This is a genomic window from Acidimicrobiia bacterium (assembly GCA_030584185.1).
GTDB lineage: Bacteria > Actinomycetota > Acidimicrobiia > Spongiisociales > UBA11373.
This window is the reverse complement of record CP129495.1, coordinates 567959-587674: the sequence shown is the minus strand read 5'-3', so window position 1 is coordinate 587674 and position 19716 is coordinate 567959. Positions and strand designations below refer to the sequence as shown.

General features: G+C 65.3%; 14 protein-coding genes. 12 read left to right on the top strand and 2 right to left on the bottom strand.

The features are described 5' to 3' along the window. From QY307_02975 to QY307_02920, 12 genes are all read left to right on the top strand, one after another. Complete coding sequence (locus tag QY307_02975) at positions 1-1584, top strand: class I SAM-dependent DNA methyltransferase (GenBank protein ID WKZ83223.1); 1584 nt, start codon at positions 1-3, stop codon at positions 1582-1584. Next, the gene (locus QY307_02970; GenBank protein WKZ83222.1) at positions 1574-2800 is read left to right on the top strand and encodes a restriction endonuclease subunit S; all 1227 of its coding nucleotides are present in this window, start codon (positions 1574-1576) and stop codon (positions 2798-2800) included. Before QY307_02975 ends, QY307_02970 begins: the two co-directional genes overlap by 11 nt. Beyond that, entirely contained in the window at positions 2797-5877 is a 3081-nt protein-coding gene (locus tag QY307_02965) for a type I restriction endonuclease subunit R (GenBank protein ID WKZ83221.1), read from the top strand. The genes QY307_02970 and QY307_02965 overlap by 4 nt, the downstream gene beginning before the upstream one ends. A 31-nt stretch (positions 5878-5908) precedes the next feature. Further along, positions 5909-7843, top strand: coding sequence for an AAA family ATPase (locus QY307_02960; protein ID WKZ83220.1), 1935 nt, complete (start codon positions 5909-5911; stop codon positions 7841-7843). Continuing rightward, the gene (locus QY307_02955; protein WKZ83219.1) at positions 7830-9533 is read left to right on the top strand and encodes a UvrD-helicase domain-containing protein; all 1704 of its coding nucleotides are present in this window, start codon (positions 7830-7832) and stop codon (positions 9531-9533) included. Before QY307_02960 ends, QY307_02955 begins: the two co-directional genes overlap by 14 nt. A gap of 526 nt (positions 9534-10059) precedes the next feature. Next, positions 10060-11283, top strand: coding sequence for an MFS transporter (locus QY307_02950; GenBank protein WKZ83218.1), 1224 nt, complete (start codon positions 10060-10062; stop codon positions 11281-11283). A 50-nt stretch (positions 11284-11333) separates the two neighbouring features. Then, positions 11334-14078, top strand: coding sequence for a leucine--tRNA ligase (leuS, locus tag QY307_02945; GenBank protein ID WKZ83217.1), 2745 nt, complete (start codon positions 11334-11336; stop codon positions 14076-14078). After that, positions 14075-14473, top strand: coding sequence for a hypothetical protein (locus QY307_02940; protein WKZ83216.1), 399 nt, complete (start codon positions 14075-14077; stop codon positions 14471-14473). The genes leuS and QY307_02940 overlap by 4 nt, the downstream gene beginning before the upstream one ends. Then, positions 14460-15143, top strand: a complete 684-nt coding sequence (locus QY307_02935) for a type II CAAX endopeptidase family protein (GenBank protein WKZ83215.1) — start codon at positions 14460-14462, stop codon at positions 15141-15143. Before QY307_02940 ends, QY307_02935 begins: the two co-directional genes overlap by 14 nt. A 38-nt stretch (positions 15144-15181) precedes the next feature. Next, positions 15182-15709, top strand: a complete 528-nt coding sequence (locus tag QY307_02930; GenBank protein ID WKZ83214.1) for a ComEA family DNA-binding protein — start codon at positions 15182-15184, stop codon at positions 15707-15709. Positions 15710-15741: 32 nt separating this feature from the next. Continuing rightward, positions 15742-17871, top strand: a complete 2130-nt coding sequence (locus tag QY307_02925; GenBank protein ID WKZ83213.1) for a ComEC/Rec2 family competence protein — start codon at positions 15742-15744, stop codon at positions 17869-17871. Continuing rightward, a complete protein-coding gene (locus QY307_02920; protein WKZ83212.1) occupies positions 17868-18857 on the top strand; it encodes a hypothetical protein in 990 nt (329 codons plus the stop codon). Before QY307_02925 ends, QY307_02920 begins: the two co-directional genes overlap by 4 nt. Before the next feature lie 27 nt (positions 18858-18884). Here QY307_02920 and greA read toward each other — a convergent pair whose 3' ends face one another. Both greA and rpsT read right to left on the bottom strand, forming a co-directional pair. Continuing rightward, on the bottom strand, positions 18885-19364 hold the full coding sequence (gene greA, locus QY307_02915) for a transcription elongation factor GreA (GenBank protein ID WKZ83211.1): 480 nt from the start codon (positions 19362-19364) through the stop codon (positions 18885-18887). A gap of 13 nt (positions 19365-19377) precedes the next feature. Continuing rightward, complete coding sequence (rpsT, locus tag QY307_02910; protein WKZ83749.1) at positions 19378-19641, bottom strand: 30S ribosomal protein S20; 264 nt, start codon at positions 19639-19641, stop codon at positions 19378-19380. Between the last annotated feature and the right edge of the window lie 75 nt (positions 19642-19716).

The window sequence follows — 19716 nt, the reverse complement described above, 5'->3', positions numbered from 1 at the left end:
TTGGCGAAGAAGAGCACCAAGAAGAACAAGACGCTTGAAGCAACACTTTGGGAGGCCGCAGACAAGCTGCGCGGCAATCTCGAGGCCGCCGAGTACAAGCATGTTGTCTTGGGCTTGGTGTTCCTCAAGTACGTGTCCGACGCCTTCGAGAACCGGCGCAAAGCCATCGAGGCATCCCTCTCCGATCCTAAGTCAAAGGACTACATCCCCAACGAAGACCGCAGAACCCGGATTCTCGAGTCACGGGATGAGTACACGCGCGAGAACGTCTTCTGGATCCCAGCAGAGGCACGATGGGAGGCACTGCAGTCGAAGGCCAAGCAGCCGGAGATCGGCGTCCTGATCGACAAGGCGATGGACCTCGTCGAGAAGGAGAACCGCTCACTTCGTGGCGTCTTGCCCAAGACCTACGGGCGCGCGGAGATCGACAAGCGCCTCCTAGGTGAGCTCGTCGACTTGATCGGTTCGATCGGCTTCACTGAGGTCGACCACGGCGCGGACGACGTGCTCGGCCGGGTCTATGAGTACTTCCTTGGACAGTTCGCGGCTTCCGAAGGCAAGAACAAGGGCGAGTTCTACACGCCGCGACACGTCGTGCAGCTCCTTGTTGAGATGCTGGAGCCCTACGAAGGCCGCGTCTTCGATCCCTGCTGTGGCTCTGGCGGGATGTTCGTCCAGTCAGCCGAATTCGTAGCGGCCCACAATGGCCGACGTAGCGACATCTCCATCTATGGCCAAGAATCGATGGCCACGACCTGGCGTCTCGCCAAGATGAACCTCGCTCTCCGGGGGCTCGAAGGCAACCTCGCCGACTCTTGGGGTGACAGCTTTCACGACGACAAGTTCCCCGATCTTCGAGCCGACTTTGTCTTGGCTAACCCTCCGTTCAACGACTCGGACTGGAGCGGTGAACGCCTACGTGATGACCCTCGCTGGAAGTACGGCACTCCACCCACCGGCAACGCCAACTTTGCATGGGTCCAGCACTTCCTCCATCACCTCGCACCTAGCGGTACGGCCGGGTTCGTCCTGGCGAATGGGTCCATGACCTCCAATCAATCCGGCGAAGGCGACATCCGCCAGAACATCATCGAAGCCGACCTCGTCGATTGCATGGTGGCTCTGCCAGGCCAGCTCTTCTACACCACTCAGATCCCGGTTTGTCTCTGGTTTCTGGCCAAGAATAAGAAGAACGGCCGATTCCGGGACCGCAGCGGTGAGACCCTGTTCATCGATGCCCGCAAGCTCGGCACCATGATTGACCGCACCCATCGCATCCTCACCGACGACGACATCGCACACATCGCCGGGACCTACCACACCTGGCGCGGCGAACCAGAAGCCGGCGACTACGAAGACATCCCCGGGTTCTGTAAGAGCGCAACCATTGACGACATCCGCGAACACGGCCACGTCCTCACGCCCGGCAGGTATGTCGGGGCCGAGGACCTGGAAGACGACGATGAACCCTTCGACGACAAAATGCAGCGACTCACGACCCGACTCATCGAACAACAGGAAGAGGCGGTCCGACTCGACCAACTCATAGCAGCTAACTTGAAGGAGCTGGGGTATGGCGAGTGACACCAGGCTCGCTGATGTTGCCGATGTGATCATGGGCCAATCGCCGCCCGGATCGACGTACAACGAGATCGGACAGGGTCTCGCGTTCTTTCAAGGGGTCAAGGACTTCGGCTACCGCTTCCCAACCCCCCGGGTCTACTGCACCGCGCCCACCCGAATCGCACAGCCTGGCGACATCCTTCTCAGCGTCCGTGCTCCGATCGGGCGAGTCAATATCGCTGACCGCGAGTGCGCCACTGGTCGAGGCCTGGCAATCATTCGTCCACACGACCCAGGCGATGCTCGCTATTTGGAATTCGTGCTTCGATGGCTTGAGAGCAGCTGGCGGGCGATCGAAGGCGGCGGCTCTGTCTTCGGAAACGCAACGAAGAAGGATCTCGTATCGCTGGCCTTGCCCTGGCCTGAACACGCAGCTGAGCGTGCTGCTATCTCCTCCATCCTCGGTGCTTTGGACGACAAGATTGAGTTGAACCGGCGCATGAGCGAGACCCTTGAAGGTATCGCCCGGGCGCTATTCAAGTCATGGTTCGTTGACTTCGATCCCGTTCGCGCAAAGGCCGAAGGTGAGGATCCCGGGTTGCCTGCACCGATCGCCGAACTGTTCCCTGCCTCATTAGAGCAGGGGGCACCACGCAGAGTCCCTTCTGGGTGGCGAGTCGCCCGTCTTGATGAGGAATTCGACATCGTCATGGGCCAATCGCCTCCTGGGGAGAGCTACAACGAGGACGGAAACGGACCGCGCTTCTTCCAGGGTCGGGCGGACTTCGGTCACCGGTTTCCGTCCGATCGGGTTTACTGCACCGCGCCCACCAGATTCGCGAAGTCTGGGGACACCCTCATGAGTGTCCGTGCTCCTGTGGGTGATCTCAACGTTGCTCTAGAGGACTGCGCCATTGGTCGAGGCCTAGCTGCTCTTCGGCACAAGAGCGGCTCTGCGGCTTTCACCTATTACTCAATGCAGGCATTGCAGGACGAATTCTTCCGGTACGAGGCTCGTGGCACCGTCTTCGGGTCTATCACCAAAAAGGATCTTGCCGGTACTCAGCACGTAGTCCCTCCCGAGCACTTGGTAGCTGCCTTCGACCGGATGGTCGGACCGATCGACGATCGCCTGCGGGTAGCTGAGACCTCATCTCGAGTGCTGACGGACCTGCGCGACGCCTGTCTTCCGCAACTGATGAACGGGAACGTGAGAGTTGGAGGTGTCCCGGCATGAGTGGCGGTGTCACAGAGGGCGTTGTCGAAGATGCCTGCCTCGACTACTTCGCAGCCCTTGGCTACGAGCGTCTATTCGGCCCCGACATTGGTCCGGGGGGTACAGCGCAGGAACGGGCGGAGTGGCGTGACGTGGTACTTCGCGCTCGACTCCTGAAGGCCATCACGCGCATCAACCCCGATCTTCCGGCTGGCACCGCAGAGGAGGTCGTGGCGCGGGTCCTTCGGGCCGAGTCTCAGAGCCCGCTGGACGAGAACCTCCGGGTTCATGAGCTGATCACCAAAGGCGTCGCGGTCGAGTATCGAAACGACGACGGAAGCATTCGCCACGAGTTGGCCTGGCTCATCGACTTCGACGATGCCACCAACAATGACTGGCTGGTCGTCAATCAGTTCACCGTGATCGAGGATGGCAAGAATCGCCGACCAGATGTGGTGGTGTTCGTCAACGGACTACCGCTGGGACTCATCGAGCTGAAAAATCCCGGCGATGAGAACGCCACTCTGAAGGGTGCCTGGAACCAGATCCAGACCTATCGCACCGACATTCCCTCAGCCTTCACGCCCAACGTAGTCTGCGTTGCGTCGGATGGTCTCGGAGCTGTAATGAGCTCATTCTCGGCTGGCTTCGAGCACTACGCGCCGTGGAAGACCATCGATGGACGAGAGGTTGTCTCCGACAAGCCTCAACTCGAGGTGCTCATCCGCGGGGTGTTCGAACCTGAACGCTTCTTGGATCTACTGCTCTACTTCGTCGTCCACTCCGATGAACCCGACGGCCTGGTGAAGCGGGTCGCCAAGTACCACCAGTACTGGGCGGTCGACGCAGCAGTCGAGTCGACTATTGAAGCATCCGGCCAGGACGGCGATCGACGAGGGGGTGTCGTCTGGCACACGCAGGGTTCAGGCAAGAGCTTCGAGATGCTCTGTTACGCAGGGAAGATCATGCGCTCCGAGGAGATGGGCAACCCGACCCTCGTGCTGCTCACTGACCGCAACGATCTCGATGATCAGTTGTTCGGCGAGGTGTTCGCTCCGGCGAAGACACTCCCCGAGCATCCGAAACAGGCTGACAGTCGCGTCGATTTGAGGCGTCTCCTGGATCGTGCTTCTGGAGGGATCATCTTCACGACGATCCAGAAGTTCGCTCCGGAGACCCGTGGAGACGTTCATCCCGTTCTCACAGACCGCCGCAACGTCGTGGTGATCGCCGACGAGGCGCACCGCAGCCAATACGACTTCATCGACGGCTTCGCTCGGCACCTGCGAGATGCGCTCCCGAACGCCACCTACATAGGGTTCACCGGCACCCCGATCGAATCTACCGACAAGTCCACCCGGCAGGTATTCGGCGACTACATCGACATCTACGACCTCACCCGTGCCGTCGAGGATGGCGCGACAGTCCGTCTCTACTACGAGTCGAGACTCGCCAAGGTGAGTCTGCCCGACGAGGTGCGTTCCCAGATCGACGAAGAGGTCGCTCATATCACCGAAGGTCAGGAGATGACCGAGGCCGAGCGGGCCAAGAGCCGCTGGGCCCGACTCGAAGCGATCGTCGGCGCAGACGAGCGGTTGGACTTGATCGCCGCCGACATCGTGGATCACTGGGAGAAGCGTCGCGAGAACCTCCTCGGCAAGGCTCTCATTGTGGCGATGAGTCGCCGGATCGGTGTGAAGCTCTACCAGCACATTGTTGCTCTACGTCCTGACTGGCACTCTGATGATCCGCTCAAGGGCCGGATCAAGGTGGTGATGACTGGATCGGCCGCTGATCCTGCCGAGTTCCAGCCGCACCTGTACCCGAAGGACACGCTTCGGAAGATCAAGGCTCGCGCCAAAGACCCGGACGATCCCCTCGAGATGGTCATCGTCCGCGACATGTGGCTGACCGGCTTTGACTCACCTTCGATGCACACCATGTACGTGGACAAGCCGATGCAGGGACACGGCCTGATGCAGGCGATTGCCCGAGTCAACCGGACCTTCCGCGACAAGCCTGGAGGCCTGATCGTCGACTACATCGGCGTCGCCCAGAACCTGCGGGAGGCACTTGCCGACTACTCGCCGTCAGATGGCGACCAGGCAGGAGTGCCGATCGAACAGGTTGTCGAGGTCATGTTGGAGAAGCACGACATCGTTCGTGGAATCCTGCATGAACTCGACTGGTCCTCTGATCCGTCACTGACTCCTGTCGAACGGGTCGCCCAACTCCAAAAGGGTGTCGACTTCGTACTCGCCGACGCCGATCGCAAGACCCGCTTCCTCGACCAGACCCTCGCCCTTGCGAAGGCGTTCGCATTGGCTGGCGCACGTGACGAGGCACTCGAGATCCGGGACGACGTCAAGTTCTTCACAGACATCCGCGGCTACATCATCAAGCTGGAGAAGCAGGGCACGCCCGACAAGGCGGGCCGAGGAGGCACGGAGGAAGTAGACACCGCCATCGCGCAACTCGTCTCCGAGGCGGTTGCCGGTGAAGGCATCGTCGACATCTATGCCGAAGCCGGTATCGAGAAGCCCGAGCTGTCGATTCTCTCCGACGAGTTCCTCGACAAGCTCGGCCAGTCCGACAAGCCGAACCTGCAGGCGGAGCTACTGAGACGCCTCCTGGAGGATCGAATCCGAACTCTTCGACGCACCAACCTGGTCCAGTCGCGCCGATTCTCCGAACTCCTCGAAGGTGCCATCAATCGGTATCAGAACCGGGCGCTGACGACCGCCGAGATCATCGCCGAGCTGGTCAAGCTCGCCAAAGAGATGCGAGACATGGACACCCGCGAGGACGAACTCGGACTCTCCGAGACCGAGGTCGCCTTCTACGACGCGGTCGTTCAGAACGATTCCGCAGTCCTCGAACTCGGTGACGATGTACTCAAGGCGATCGCCCACGACCTCGTCGACACCGTCCGGGAGAGCGCCAGCATCGACTGGAACCTCAAGGAATCGGTCAAGGCCGCGATGCGCGCCAAGGTCAGACGCCTTCTCGCCAAGTACGACTACCCACCAGACAAGGAGGAACGAGCCATCGAACTCGTCCTCGAACAGGCCGAGCTGTTCGCCTTGGAGGCAGCGTGACGCGTTACGTGACAGAGCAGAGGGTGCTGCCGTGAAGCTCAGCGAGATCTCCATTGAGAACTTTCGCTCGTGTGCCAAGACGAAGGTGCGTTTCGACCCCTCTGTGACAGTCCTCGTTGGCGAGAACAACTCCGGCAAGTCGAACATCATTGACGCCCTGCGCCTGGTTACAGCCCCGTCTTCCGGGCGAATCACGCGCTACTTCGAGAAGGACGACGATCCATCGTTCTGGTCTCCCTCGAGCCCAGTTGGCTTGCGCTGTACCTACGACGATCTGACTCCCACCCAAGTTGGACTCTTCACGGTGGCCATCGATGAAGAGAAACAGGAGGTCATCTATTCGACTCGGTTCACTCTCGATGAGCGTGCGCGTAATGGTGTCGACATCGCCCGGATGGCTGGGCCAGTCGATAGCCCGGATCCGGAAACGGATACTCGAGGGCGGATTCGACATGTCTATGTGGAGCCCCTGAGAGACGCACAAAGGAAGCTGGATTCCTCGCAGGGGGGTCGACTGGCGCGCATTATCGAGCACCTGAAGGACGAGACAGAACGCAGCGAGTTCGTGGCGCGGGCCACGAGAGCCCATACCGAGATTGCCAGCGATCCGTTGATCCGCGACGTTGAGACCAGCCTGCAAGTCCAGATGGAGACGTTGACACGGCCAGCCAGAGAGCACGCCCTCGGTATCCGCGCTGCCGATCAGAACTTGCGCCAACTGGTCGGCAACCTCAGGATCAAGATGGCCGAGCACGGGCTCGAACCTTCTGACCTATCGGCTTCCGGCTTGGGGTACGCCAATCTGCTCTACATATCGAGCGTGATCCTGGAGCTCCAGCACGCCGCAGAGAACGAACTGACGCTCTTGCTTGTCGAGGAGCCCGAGGCCCACCTTCATCCCCAGCTTCAGCGGGTGCTGCTCGACTTCCTGATCGAAGCTGCGGAAGCCTCCCACAATGACGAGGACGACCCTGATCGGCCAGATGGCCGAATCCAGGTCATAGTGACCACACACTCACCAAACATCGCAAGTGCGGTGGGGATTGAACGTGTCGTCGTGGTTAAGAGCGACCAGATCGAACAGCAGACAACGCTCGGCAGCGACGACGAACGAAGCGAATCAGAGTCCGGCACGGATCAGCAAGCCGAATCCACACCAGGGGACGATCCGGCCAGCGAGGCGAATCCTGTTCGTCGGTATGCCTGCACCGTTGTCCTTGCACTGACGTCGCTTGCTCTGGCCGACGACGATATTCGAAAGATCGACCGCTACCTCGATGTGACCCGAGCGGAGCTGCTGTTCGGACGCCGGTTCGTACTGGTCGAGGGGATCTCTGAAGCCTTGCTGATGCCTGAGTTCGCCAGAAGGGTGTTAGGCGACGAGATGTGGCGTGAGCGTTGGCGCGGCGTAACTCTGATCAACATTGGCAGCGTCGACTTCGCTCCCTATGTTCATTTGCTGCTCGGAGTGAACAACGGAGTTCGACTCGCCGAATACGTCGCGATCGTGACCGACGCCGACCCGAAGCTCCGTTCAGATAATCGCATCGGCAAAGCGCGGATGAGGGCTCGCCAGCTGGTGCGACTAGCCGACGAACTTGGGTCCGGGGATCGGCTCTCGGTTCACGTGGGCCGTCTCACATTGGAAGCGGACCTGGTTGATGCCGGAAACCGCGACATCGTCAAGCAGGCCTACCTGGAGCAACACCCGAGATCCGGTGACCGGTGGGATGACACACTTGAGTCCGACAACGACTCGGACGCCGCCGATCACCTCTATGTCGCGCTGCGGCGTGGCCGACTCAGGGTTGGCAAGGGGCAACTCGCTCAGTCGATTGCCCAGGCAGTCGGCGACCCTGCAGCAGGGTTCGTTGTGCCTTCTCACATCGACGACGCCATCCAGGCAGCATGTCAGCCCGCTGAGAGTCACATCCAGGAGGTCGAACGCTCGGATGAAGCTTCGTGACGCTGCGACCAACTCGTACCTGTCAGCCTGTCCCGGCGCTGGCAAGACCCACCAGGTAGTCGGTCGCTACATCGACCAAGTCGCCCGTCAAACCCGGCGTGGTGTGGCCCTTTTATCATTCTCGAGGTCGGCAGTCGAGGAAGCCATAAGCCGCTGTGGTGCCAGGAGCGACCTCCTTCGAGCGCCCCACTTCGTCGGGACCTTCGATAGCTTCATTCACCGCTTCATCACCACTCCCTACTTCGGCGCGAGGGGCAGGAAGATCCGCTACATCGACCACTGGGGGCAGATCCCTGGAACCGAGATCCGACTGCGGGGCCGCGTGGACAGCAAGTATGGGTTCCCGCTGGAGTGGTTCGATGTCCAGCACCGTGGTGCCTGTGCGATCCGCTCGGAATCCCTTTCAGACAGATCACGATCGGGTCACCGCGATCTTGTCGACCGACGGGGCCAGGAGCTTCGAGCCGAAGCGGCTCGCCGGTGGCAGCGGCTGGTCAAATCGGACATCCTCAGCTGTTCGGCCGCAAGGTCCATTGCCCAATGGCTGCTGTCGACGGACGATGGACGGGAGCGAGTTGCTTCGCGTCTACGGGGCCGATTCGCCGAGGTAATCGTCGACGAGATGCAGGACTGCGGCCCTGAGGAACTCGCGATTCTCAAGCTCTGCCAGGAAGCTGGGATTGCTCTGGTGCTGGTTGCTGATATGGACCAGGCGGTGTACGAGTTCCGGAACGCCGTGCCTGATGAAGTCGCGCAGCTCACCCGCACCCTCACCGGGCTGGATCCCATGATGGAGAACCGCCGAGCGACTCCGAATATCAGCGCGGTCAACACTTCACTAAGACACAAGAGGACGCCCGAAGCCGGGCTCAATGAGGGCACCGACCACCCGATCCATCTGATTACCGGCGACGATCCTGAGGCGATCCGAGAGCAGTTCCTTGGACTTCTCGAAGCGTGTGACGTCTCGGTCCAGGATGCCATGGTTCTCGCGCACAAGGCTTCAGATGCGGAGAGGGTCGGTGGCCGCACCATCACCGAACCGACGGGCAGTGATCAAGTTGTCCTGGTCGCCCACGCTATCGGAACGCTCACCGACGCCACCGCGTCGGCGATAGAGCGCAGGAGGGCTCAGTCCATGTTGACCCGGGGAGTGCTCTACCACCTAGGGGTTGCTGAACAGACTGACATCGCAGCCCTACTTGATGAAACCGGAATCAACGAGTTCTGGCTCCGACGGACGGTGGCACATCTAGCCAGGACGATGCCGGAACCGCGCCAAGCGGGCCGGCGGGGTTTTACAGATGCTCTGAAGGCTCGGCTTGGGTCAGTCGCGTGGCCGAACGGCCTTGTCGTGCGCACGGCCAGGATGCCGACCGAGAAGAGTTGGAAGCCCATTGCGAATCGGCGCGCAACCACCGCACTCGGACTGCGAGCATCGACTATCCACTCAGCCAAGGGCCACGAGTACAGGGCGGTCCTGCTCGTGATCCCGAAGACCCTCAGAGCCGATGACAAAGGCAACACGGTCCTCGACGACTGGGAACACGACTTTCCCAGCGAACCTCGGCGAGTCCTCTACGTGGGTGCATCGCGAGCACAAGACCTCCTTGGGATCGCTGTGCCGTCGCGTCATAGCGCTCAGGTCGTGCGGGTCCTAGAGGCCGGGGGTGTCGAGTTCGAGGGCTAAGGGCGCGGGATCACCCCAAAGAGCAGTCACGCCGGGTGCTCCCAAGCCTCTCGGCGGGAATCCAGAAGCTCGAGAATCCCTGACATCGCGCCGTTGCCACGGTTCGCGTTCTGTCCTGTTAGGCCCACCAACGGTGTCGCTCCACTCGGTCCGCTCCCTACCCGGGATCGGACCTCGTCTCCAAGGTTGCGGTCGCGCCTCCCCCCGACGCTTCGTACCGTGGTCGCCGCTGGGGGTCGAGGTGCACGGTTCTGGTCAGGTGACAGAAGGCCTTTCGAATCCCCTCAGCTCCACTGGTGAGCCCGCCTTTTCGGCGGGCTCACTGCGTTTCGCGAGGGGATGCTGTTCTTCTTGCCCGGGTTCACTCGAAAGAGCGAGGATGGGGGTCGGTCGGCGGCGTAGCGTGTGCGGCGTGGAAGACGGTTCGAATCCCCTCAGGTCCAGCCGCCCGTGGATGTCCCTTTGCGCGGGGGTCGCGGGGCATCGGTCGGGGGCCTGACCGGTGCCCGATGATCACCACCCGCCGGTGAGGCCGCCCCGGCTCCGTCGCCTGCTCGGCTTCCTCGGCTTGCAGCGCGCCACGGTCGGCGTCCTCTCCATGGTGGTGCTGGTCGGCCTCGGCGAGCGAATGGCGGAACGGTTCCTGCCCATCTATCTGCTCGCCCTCGGTGGAGGCACGCTCCTCATCGGGCTTCTCCAGGCGATGGACAACCTGCTCTCCGCCCTCTACTCCTACCCGGGCGGGTATCTGGCCGAGCGCATCGGAGAGAAGCGTGCTCTGATCTTCTTCGACCTGGTCGCCATGTGCGGTTACGCCATCGTGATCCTGGTCCCGGCGTGGCAGGCGGTGATGCTCGGTGCGGTCCTGTTCATCTCCTGGTCGGCCGTGTCGATGCCGGCCACGATCGGCGTGATCTACCGGGTGCTGCCTGAGGGCAAGCGGACCATGGGGGTGACCATGCACTCCCTGGTGCGCCGGGTTCCCATGGCGATCGGCCCGGTCGTCGGCGGAGTGTTCATCGGTGTCTGGGGGGAGCGCGACGGCGTGCGGCTGGCCTTCGTCGTCGCCTTCGTCCTCGCCGGAGTGGCGCTGCTCGTGCAGCAGCGCCTGATCCCGGATCGTGAGGGTCGGGTGGAACGCCCGATCCCTCCGCCCCGGCTGCGGGCCGTGCTGCGCAGGATGAGCGGACCGATGCGCCGCCTGCTCGCCGCCGACATCGCCATCCGGTTCTGTGAGCAGATCCCCTACGCCTTCGTCGTCGTCTGGGCGATGAAGACCATTCCGTCGCCGGTGTCGGCATCGGCGTTCGGCCTGCTCACCGCCATCGAGATGGCGACCGCAATGGTCGTCTACGTGCCGGTGGCGGCGTTGGCCGATCGCGCCGCCAAGAAGCCGTTCGTCCTGGCCACGTTCGCCTTCTTCACCGCCTTCCCGCTGGTGCTGCTCGTCAGTCGCGACTTCTCGTGGCTGGTGCTCGCCTTCGTGGTGCGCGGGCTCAAGGAGTTCGGGGAGCCGACCCGAAAGTCGCTCATCATGGACCTCGCCCCCGAAGATGCCAGGAGTGCCGCCTTCGGCGCCTACTACCTGGTGCGCGACCTGGTGGTGACCTTTGCCGCACTCCTCGGCGCCCTCCTCTGGAGCATCTCCCCGGAGGCCAACCTGCTCACCGCAGCCGGCTTCGGTGTGGTGGGGACCATCGGCTTCGCCTTGTTCGGAACCGACACGCCCGAATCCGCTGCCACGCACTGACGCCGGGGTGGCGCCGCCTGCCGGCACCCCTCCTATCCTCCGGTGTCCCAATGGAACACGGCTACGACCATCGGCTGATCGAGACCAAATGGCAGGAGCGCTGGGAGCGCGAGGGCACCTTCAGGGTCTCCAACCCGGGCGACGAGGGATTCGACGCCTCACGCCCCAAGATGTACGTGCTCGACATGTTCCCCTACCCGTCGGGCGAGGGCCTCCACGTCGGGCACCCGGTGGGTTACATCGGCACCGACATCTACTCCCGGTACCAGCGGATGCGCGGCTGCAACGTGCTGCATCCGATGGGGTTCGACGCCTTCGGCCTCCCCGCCGAGCAGTACGCCGTCGAGACCGGGATCCATCCACGGGTCACCACGGAGCGCAACATCGCCACCTACGAGCGCCAGCTGAGGTCGATCGGCCTCTCCTACGACTGGGACCGCAAGGTGAGCACCATCGACCCGGACTACTACCGCTGGACCCAGTGGATATTCCTTCGTCTGTTCGACTCGTGGTTCGACGCCGCGGCGCGCCGGGCTCGCCCCGTGGCCGAGTTGATCGTCGAACTGGAGTCGGGGGGCCGGGAGGCGGGAGACCGTCCCTGGTCGGATCTGGACCAGAATGAGCGACGGGCCTTCATCGACGGCCATCGCCTCGCCTACCTGGACGAGGTCACCGTCAACTGGTGCCCGGCCTTGGGAACGGTTCTGGCCAACGAGGAGGTCACCCGCGACGGTCGCTCGGAACGGGGGGACCATCCGGTGTTCCGGCGGCCGCTGCGGCAGTGGATGTTGCGCATCACCGCCTACGCCGACCGGCTGATCGACGATCTCGACCTGGTCGACTGGCCGGAGTCGGTAAAGGCGATGCAGACCAACTGGATCGGGCGCAGCGAAGGGGCCACGATCCGCTTCCCGGTGGCCGGTACCACCGACGTCATCGAGGTGTTCACCACGCGACCCGACACCATCTTCGGCGCCACCTACATGGTCCTGGCACCGGAACACCCCCTGGTCGAAGTGCTGGCGCCCTCCGCCTGGCCCGACGGCGCACTGCCGCAGTGGACGGGGGGATCGGCAACCCCCGGAGAAGCGGTGGACGCCTATCGCCGGGAGGCGCTGCGCCGATCCGACCTGGATCGACAGGTCGAGACGCAGGACAAGACCGGAGTCTTCACCGGGTCGTTCTGCATCAACCCGGCGAACGGCGAGACGATCCCGATCTTCATCGCCGACTACGTGCTGATGGGTTACGGCACCGGGGCGATCATGGCCGTACCCGGAGAGGACGAGCGCGACTGGGAGTTCGCCGAGCGCTTCGACCTACCGATACTCCGCACCGTCGCGCCGCCCGGCGGCTTCGACGGCAAGGCCTATGTGGGCGAAGGGCCGGCGATCAACAGCGGATTCCTCGACGGGATGTCCGTCGGCGAGGCCAAGCGCGCCATCATCGACTGGCTCGGCGCCAACGGGCACGGCGAGGGCGCCGTCTCCTACAAGCTGCGGGACTGGCTGTTCAGCAGGCAGCGCTACTGGGGTGAGCCGATCCCGATCCTTCACGGTCCGGATGGCGAGCTACGACCCGTGGACGATGCCGACCTCCCGCTGCTGCTGCCCGAGGTGGAGGACTACCGGCCGGCTTCGATGGACGATCCCGAAGCCGATCCGACACCCATGCTGGGCAACGCTCCCGAGGAGTGGAAGCAGGTCGAGATCGACGGGGTGGTGTATCGCCGTGAGCTGAACACGATGCCCCAGTGGGCCGGCTCCTGCTGGTACTACCTCCGCTTCATCGATCCTCGGAACGATCGGGCACTCGCCGGCGTGGAGGAGGAGCGTTACTGGATGGGGGAGACCGGGGTCGACCTCTACGTGGGCGGTGTCGAACACGCCGTGTTGCACCTCCTCTACGCCCGGTTCTGGCACAAGGTGCTCCACGACCTGGGCCACGTCTCCACCGCCGAGCCATTCGGTCGGCTCTTCAACCAGGGGTACATCCTGGCCGACGCCTTCCAGGACGAGCGCGGCTTCTACGTGCCGGCGGCGAAGGTGGAACAGGTCGGATCCGACTACATCTACGAGGGGAAGCCGGTGACCCGGGTCACCGGGAGCATGGGGAAGTCGAAGAAGAATTCGATCGCCCCGGACGAGTTCGTCGGTGAGCACGGCGCCGACACGCTGCGCCTGTACGAGATGTTCATGGGGCCGCTGGATGCCTCCAAGCCGTGGACCACGCGCGACATCGTGGGTGTCACCAGGTTCCTGCAACGCCTGTGGCGCAATCTGATCGACCGCGACACCGGTGAGGTGCTGGTGACCGAGGCGGCGTCCGACGAGTCGTTGGAGCGACTCCTGCACCGCACCGTGGCGGCGGTCACCGCCGACATGGATCACCTCGGGTTCAACACCGCCATCGCCCGCCTCTTCGAGCTGAACAATGCCCTGGTCGGCCTGGAGCGTGTGCCGCGACCCGTGGCCGAGGCGTTGGTGCGGTTGCTGGCGCCTCTCGCTCCCCATGTGTCCGAAGAGCTCTGGGAGCGGCTGGGGGGTCGGGGTTCGGTGGCCTACGCCCCCTGGCCCGATTTCGACCCCCTGCTCGCCGCCGAGGATCGGGTGACCATGGTGGTTCAGGTCGACGGCAAGGTGCGAGATCGCATCGAGGTCGATCCGGGGATCGGCGACGCCGAGGCCAAGGCCATGGCGCTCGATTCGCCGCGGGTTCGAGAGAGGCTGGCGGGGACCCAACCGGCCCGAGTCATCGTCAAGCCGCCCCACCTCGTCAGCATCGTCACCCGATGACCGCCGGCGAGATCCTGCGGCGTGCCGGGATCTCCGTGGGAGCGGTCCGCCTGGCGCTTCCGCGGGTCGACCCGGACGGCGTGCGAGTCAGCGTGGCCCGGTCCTGGTTCCGGATGTTCTGGGCTCCCGGGATCACCGCCCTGGCGCTGCCGTGGGGCGTGTACCTGCATCCGAAGCGTCTCAACGCCTCGGCCGAGCGACTCGGCGTGCTCCTGGTCCACGAGCTGACCCACGTCGAGCAGTGGCGCCGGCTCGGGACCATCGGCTGGTTGCGCTGCTACCTCGGCGACTACCTGCGCAGGCGGCGCCACGGCATGGCTCACTTCGAGGCCTACCGGGCCAATCCTCTGGAGGTCGAGGCGCGTGCCCTCGCCGGAACCTTTGCCACCGGCTGAGGCGGCCACCTGGAAGGTTCGCCACGCCCTGGTGGCGGCCGGCGTCGGGCTGGGGGCATCGCTCGCCGGGGCGCTTCTCTCTCGGGGTGGCGGCATCACAGCCCTCGAGGTGTTCGCCCTGATCCTGCCCCTCCAGTCGGGGGCGACGATCGGGGTGGCGCTGGCGATGGCGCGCCGTGGAGGGCCGATTCGGGACCGGCTGCTGTTGCGGGCGCAACGATCGGACCTGGTGGGACTGGCCGTCGGGGTGGGCATCCAGATACTCGCCGCCGCCATGGCCCTGGTCGTCGTGGAGACCTTCTTCGGCGGTGAGTTGCCCCGGCAGGAGATCGTGGAGGTGGTCGCCACCGGCGTCGGTCCCCTGGAATGGCTTCTGGTGGTGCTCGGTCTCGTCGTCGTCGGGCCGGTTGCCGAGGAGATCGTCTTTCGCGGCATTCTCGTGTCGGCACTCATCCATCGGGGGCCGCGGTTCGCCGTGATCGTCTCCAGCGCCGCCTTCGCCCTCTTCCATCTGGTCGATCCTGCTGCCGCACTCTCGGTTCCCTTCCTCTTCGTCCTCGCCGTGGTCCTGGCCTCGGAACGTCTCCGCACCGGGCGGCTGGGACGACCGATCGCCATCCACGCCGGCTTCAACCTGGTGACGGTGATCGGCGTCATGGTCTCGGCGTAGGTCTTCCCTCCGGGTCGGCCTGCTGGTACATCGATCCCATGGATCGGACCTGGGTCTTGGCCGTCGCCGTGGCCGTCGCCGGCTCCGCCGGTGCCTTCCTCATCTGGCCGTCGGCTCCGCCACCGACCGTGCTCGAGGTGCTGTCCCCGGTTGCGGCGGAACGCACCATCACGGTGCACGTCTCCGGCTTGGTGGCCCGACCCGGCCTGGTGTCGCTCCCCGCCGGTTCTCGCGTCGCCGATGCGGTGCTCGCCGCCGGTGGCGTCCATGGCGAGGCCGACCTGGCAGCGCTCAACCTGGCGGCGCCACTGGTCGACGGGCAGCAACTGATCGTCCCCGGCAGTGGTGTCGCCCCATCGGCGGCCGGCACCATCGGAATCCGGGTCAACACCGCCGACGCCGAAGCCCTCGACGGGCTTCCCGGCGTGGGGCCGGTCCTTGCGGGGCGGATCGTCGCCCATCGGGAGGCACATGGCCCGTTCACCACGGTCGAGGACCTGCTCGACGTCCCGGGGATCGGTGAGAGCAAGCTGGCGGCGATTCGCGAGGTCGTGGTCGTCCCCTGATCTCGCTGCCCGCAAGTGCCGACCGGGCGCCGGTGCTGGCGGCGTCGACATCCTGGATCGGCGCCCTGGCGGGGTTGCAGCCGTGGGGGCGATCGGTCGTCTGGCTCGGCCTGCCGGCGGTCCTGGTGATGCTGGTTCTGTGCAGGTGGCGGGCAGCAGCAGCGGTCCTGTTGCTGGCGGCGGCAGCCTTCGGCGGCCATCTCGCCGCCGGTCGCGACACGGCGCCGGACCCGATCGGTTGGCAGGGGAGGGTCACCTTCCTCGGGGTGGCGGCGGGCGATCCAAGCGGGCTTGGGGAGTCCGGGTCGCTGGTGGTGAGGGTCACCGACCTGTTCGATGGCACGACCTGGATCAGCACCGATGGACCGGCCGTGCTGGTGAGGGGCGAGGTGTCGGATCTCGCCGCCGGCGAGCCGGTGATGGCATCAGGCCGCGTTCGCCCGACGGTGTTTCGGATGCGAAGCGGATGGGTTTCGGGAGAGGTCGAGGCCGAGTCCCTGGAGCGTCTCGGGGAGTCGGCCAATCCCCTGATGCGAATCGGGAACCGGCTCCGGCGGCGCGTGGTCGATCGCCTCGGGGGTGACGCCCGAGGGTCCCAGCGGGGTCTGATCTCCGGGTTCCTGATCGGAGATGTGTCGGCGCTTCCGACGCCCGATCGAGAGGCGCTGCGGCTCGCCGGACTGAGTCACTTCGTCGCCGTGTCGGGGAGCAATGTCGCTCTGTTCCTGGGGGCATGGTGGGTCGCCTGCGGCCCGCTGGGGTGGTCCCCACGCCGTAGGGCAGTCGCCGGGCTGGTCGGGCTGGGCGTGTTCGTGGTCGTCACCCGCTGGGAGCCATCCGTGATGCGGGCGGCGGCCATGGCGGCACTGCTGCTGCTTGGCCGACTCCGGGGGGTGGTGCCCTCGCCATGGGCCGCACTGGGGTGGGCCATCACCGGGCTGCTCGCCGCCGCTCCGGCCCTGGCGGCCGACCCGGGGTTCCAGCTCTCGGTTGCGGCCACGCTCGGCATCCTCGCCGGCCACCGGACCTGGCAGGGCCGGAGGCCCGGCTGGCTGTGGACTGCCCTCGGAGCCACCGTGTCGGCGCAGGTGGCGGTGGCTCCCTTGCTCCTCCTTCACTTCGGGAGCATCCCGCTGTTCGCGCCGGCAGCCAACGTGGTGGCAGCGCCGCTGGTTGCGACGGCCACCATCTTCGGGGGTGTGGGGGCCCTGGCCCTGCCGGTGCTGCTTCCGCTCGCCGACCTGGCGGCCTGGTCGGTGCTTGGGATCGCCAGGGCCACGGCAGACCTTCCTCAGGTCGATGCGGTCACGGGAGCACTGCTGGCGGGAGCGGTCGCCGCGGTGACATGGGTGAGACAGCTTCGCCCGCCGGCCACCGTCGTCGCCGCGGCACTGCTCCTGGTCTCGGCCATGCCGCCGGCCCCTCCGGCCGGTCCCGAGGTCTCGTTCCTCGACGTGGGGCAGGGTGATGCCGCCCTGTTGCGTGGCCCCTCGGGGGAGGTGGTGCTCATCGACGGCGGTCCCGATGGCGCCGTCCTGCGCGCCCACCTGAGGAGTGCAGGCGTGGATCACGTCGATCTGCTCGTGGTCTCTCATCGACACGCCGATCACACCACGGGGCTGATCGGGCTGGACGTTCCGATTGCCCGGATGTGGCACCCTCCTCAGCTCGGAGAGGATTCGCCTCTGGATGCCATCGTGGCCGAGCGTCTGCTGGCGGGGACGGTCGTCGAGCAGCCGGGTCCCGGCACCGTGGCTCGACTCGGGTCGTTCACCCTCGAGGTGCTGGGACCGCTGCGTCGCTACGAGTCGCCCAACGACGGGTCTCTGGTGGTCCGGGTGATGGCGGCGGGCGTCTCGGTCCTGTTCGCCGGCGACGTCGAGGCGGTGGCGCAGGCGGAACTCCGGCCGGTGCCGAGCGACGTGCTCAAGGTCCCGCACCAGGGGGCGGCCACGTCGGATCTGAATTGGCTGGTGGCATGCGAGCCTCGCCTGGCGGTCGTCTCGGTGGGCCCCAACGACTTTGGGCATCCCTCGCCGGCGGTGATCGAAGCCCTGGAGACGGCCGGGGCCGAGGTGCTGCGCACCGACGTCGAGGGGACGATCCGTCTGCGACTCGACCTGCTGATCCCGGCGGCCGAGGCGCTACCGTCGGATTCGTGACCGCCATCCATGCAGTGATCGGCCCGCGGGATGCCGGCCCGGGTGAACGCCAGCAGATGTTGGAGATGGCGCGTGCCCTCCTGGGGAGGGCGGCCGTCGACGGCATCGATCGTTTCGACGTACCCGGCCGGGGCGCCGCCGAGGAGGGCGACGGTGACCTGCGCCTCGGGCTGGACCGCCTGGTCCCGGCGCTGCAGAGTGGTTCCCTGTTCGGAGGGAGCCGCGGCGTGCTCCTGGTCGACGCGCACAATCTGCAGGCCACCGAGAGCGCGGTCGTGGCCGAACTGGCAGAGCACCTCGATCCGGCGGCGATCACCTTGGTGATGGTCGCCGAGGGAACGCTTCCGGCGGTGCTTGCTCGCCTGGTGAAGGCACGCGGCGAGAGCCTCACCGTGCGCAAGATGCGGGAGAAGGATGCAGTGGGATGGCTGCGCGAGGCGGCTCGAGATCGGCGAATTCGACTCGACCCCGAGGCCGCCACGCTGCTGATCCAGCGATTCGGCACCGACACCGCGGCGATGGGTCAGGCACTCGACCAGCTGGCGGCGGCTGGAGGCCCGGTCACCGGTGCCGAGGTGGCGGCTCGCTTCCGCAACCGCCCGGACGAGCCGATGTGGCTGTACGCAGACGCCGTCGGTGCGGGCGACACCGGTCAGGCGCTACGGCGGCTGGCCGACTTCCTCACCCACGGCCATCCTCTGCAACTGATCGCCTTCCTCGAGTCCGACCTGGAGCGCCGGGCCCTGGCCGCGGCTGCCGGCAGCATCCAGGAGCTCGCCGAGTGGTTGGGTGCTTCCGCCGACCACTACCCGGTGCAGAAGGCGTGGAACGGACGCAATGCCGCCGGGGATGACGAGCTGCGGCGCGCCCTGCAGGCCCTGGCGCGTGCCGACCTGACCATCAAGACCCGTCCCGAGGAGACCCATCGGGTGACGCTGGAGCGGCTGACGGTCGCCCTGTGCCGCTGGTACCGGGGCCGCGGCTGAGCCCGTTCGTTCCGCCGGGGGTCGCGGTTAGCCTTCGAAGGCCCGGACCGACACCACGGTCAGCTGGAACGACCCTCCCGGCGCCTCGTAGGTGACCATCGATCCGACCGCCACACCGAGCAGGGCCGACCCCATTGGGCTCGAGGGAGAGGCGAGGACCAGCCCGGGAATGCGGTTCTCCTGAGTGGCCACGAACACTTCGATCTCGATCCCGTCGCTGCGTCGCACCAGGGCGACACAGCCCACGGTCACCGTGTCGCCGATCTCGGCCTCCCGCACCTCTGCGGAGTCGAGGATCGACTGGATCTGCCGTATCCGAGCCTCCATCATCCCCTGCTCGTTCTTGGCGGCGTCGTAGTCGGCGTTCTCCCGGATGTCGCCGTGCGAGCGTGCCTCGGCGATGCGTTCCGAGATCTCACGACGGCCCGTCGTGGTGAGAGCCTCGAACTCGTCGAGCAACTTGCGATGGGCTGCCGGTGTCAGCCAGGTGGGCCGATCGTCGACCATGGGCCTGGTGGGCTCAGGAGGTGCGGGCGAGCCGGCGGGCGAGCCGCGACTTGCGCCGGGCCGCCGTGCGCTTGTGGAGGACGCCGTCGGCGGCAGCCTGGTCGAGCCGCTTCTGGGCGAGACGGTACGCTTCGTCCGTGGCTGCGGGGTCGCCGGCATCGGCGGCCAGCATGGCGATCTTGGTCCGGGTCTTCAGCTCCGAGCGAACCGCCTTGTTGCGCGCCTGACGCTTGACGTTCTGCCGGTTGCGCTTGATCTGGGATGGGATGTTGGCCATGGTGAATCAACCCGTGGAATAGGGGGGGAACGGGGCGCAACGATAGCAGCCGGTGGCGCCCCGGTACAATGCCGG

What these genes read in the sequence shown, in the direction of transcription:
- QY307_02970 (WKZ83222.1), top strand. Translation starts at nt 1,574, where the DNA reads ATGGCGAGTGACACCAGGCTCGCTGATGTTGCCGATGTGATCATGGGC.
- QY307_02965 (WKZ83221.1), top strand. Translation starts at nt 2,797, where the DNA reads ATGAGTGGCGGTGTCACAGAGGGCGTTGTCGAAGATGCCTGCCTCGAC.
- QY307_02955 (WKZ83219.1), top strand. Translation starts at nt 7,830, where the DNA reads ATGAAGCTTCGTGACGCTGCGACCAACTCGTACCTGTCAGCCTGTCCC.
- leuS (WKZ83217.1), top strand. Translation starts at nt 11,334, where the DNA reads ATGGAACACGGCTACGACCATCGGCTGATCGAGACCAAATGGCAGGAG.
- QY307_02940 (WKZ83216.1), top strand. Translation starts at nt 14,075, where the DNA reads ATGACCGCCGGCGAGATCCTGCGGCGTGCCGGGATCTCCGTGGGAGCG.
- QY307_02930 (WKZ83214.1), top strand. Translation starts at nt 15,182, where the DNA reads ATGGATCGGACCTGGGTCTTGGCCGTCGCCGTGGCCGTCGCCGGCTCC.
- greA (WKZ83211.1), bottom strand. Translation starts at nt 19,364, where the DNA reads ATGGTCGACGATCGGCCCACCTGGCTGACACCGGCAGCCCATCGCAAG.
- rpsT (WKZ83749.1), bottom strand. Translation starts at nt 19,641, where the DNA reads ATGGCCAACATCCCATCCCAGATCAAGCGCAACCGGCAGAACGTCAAG.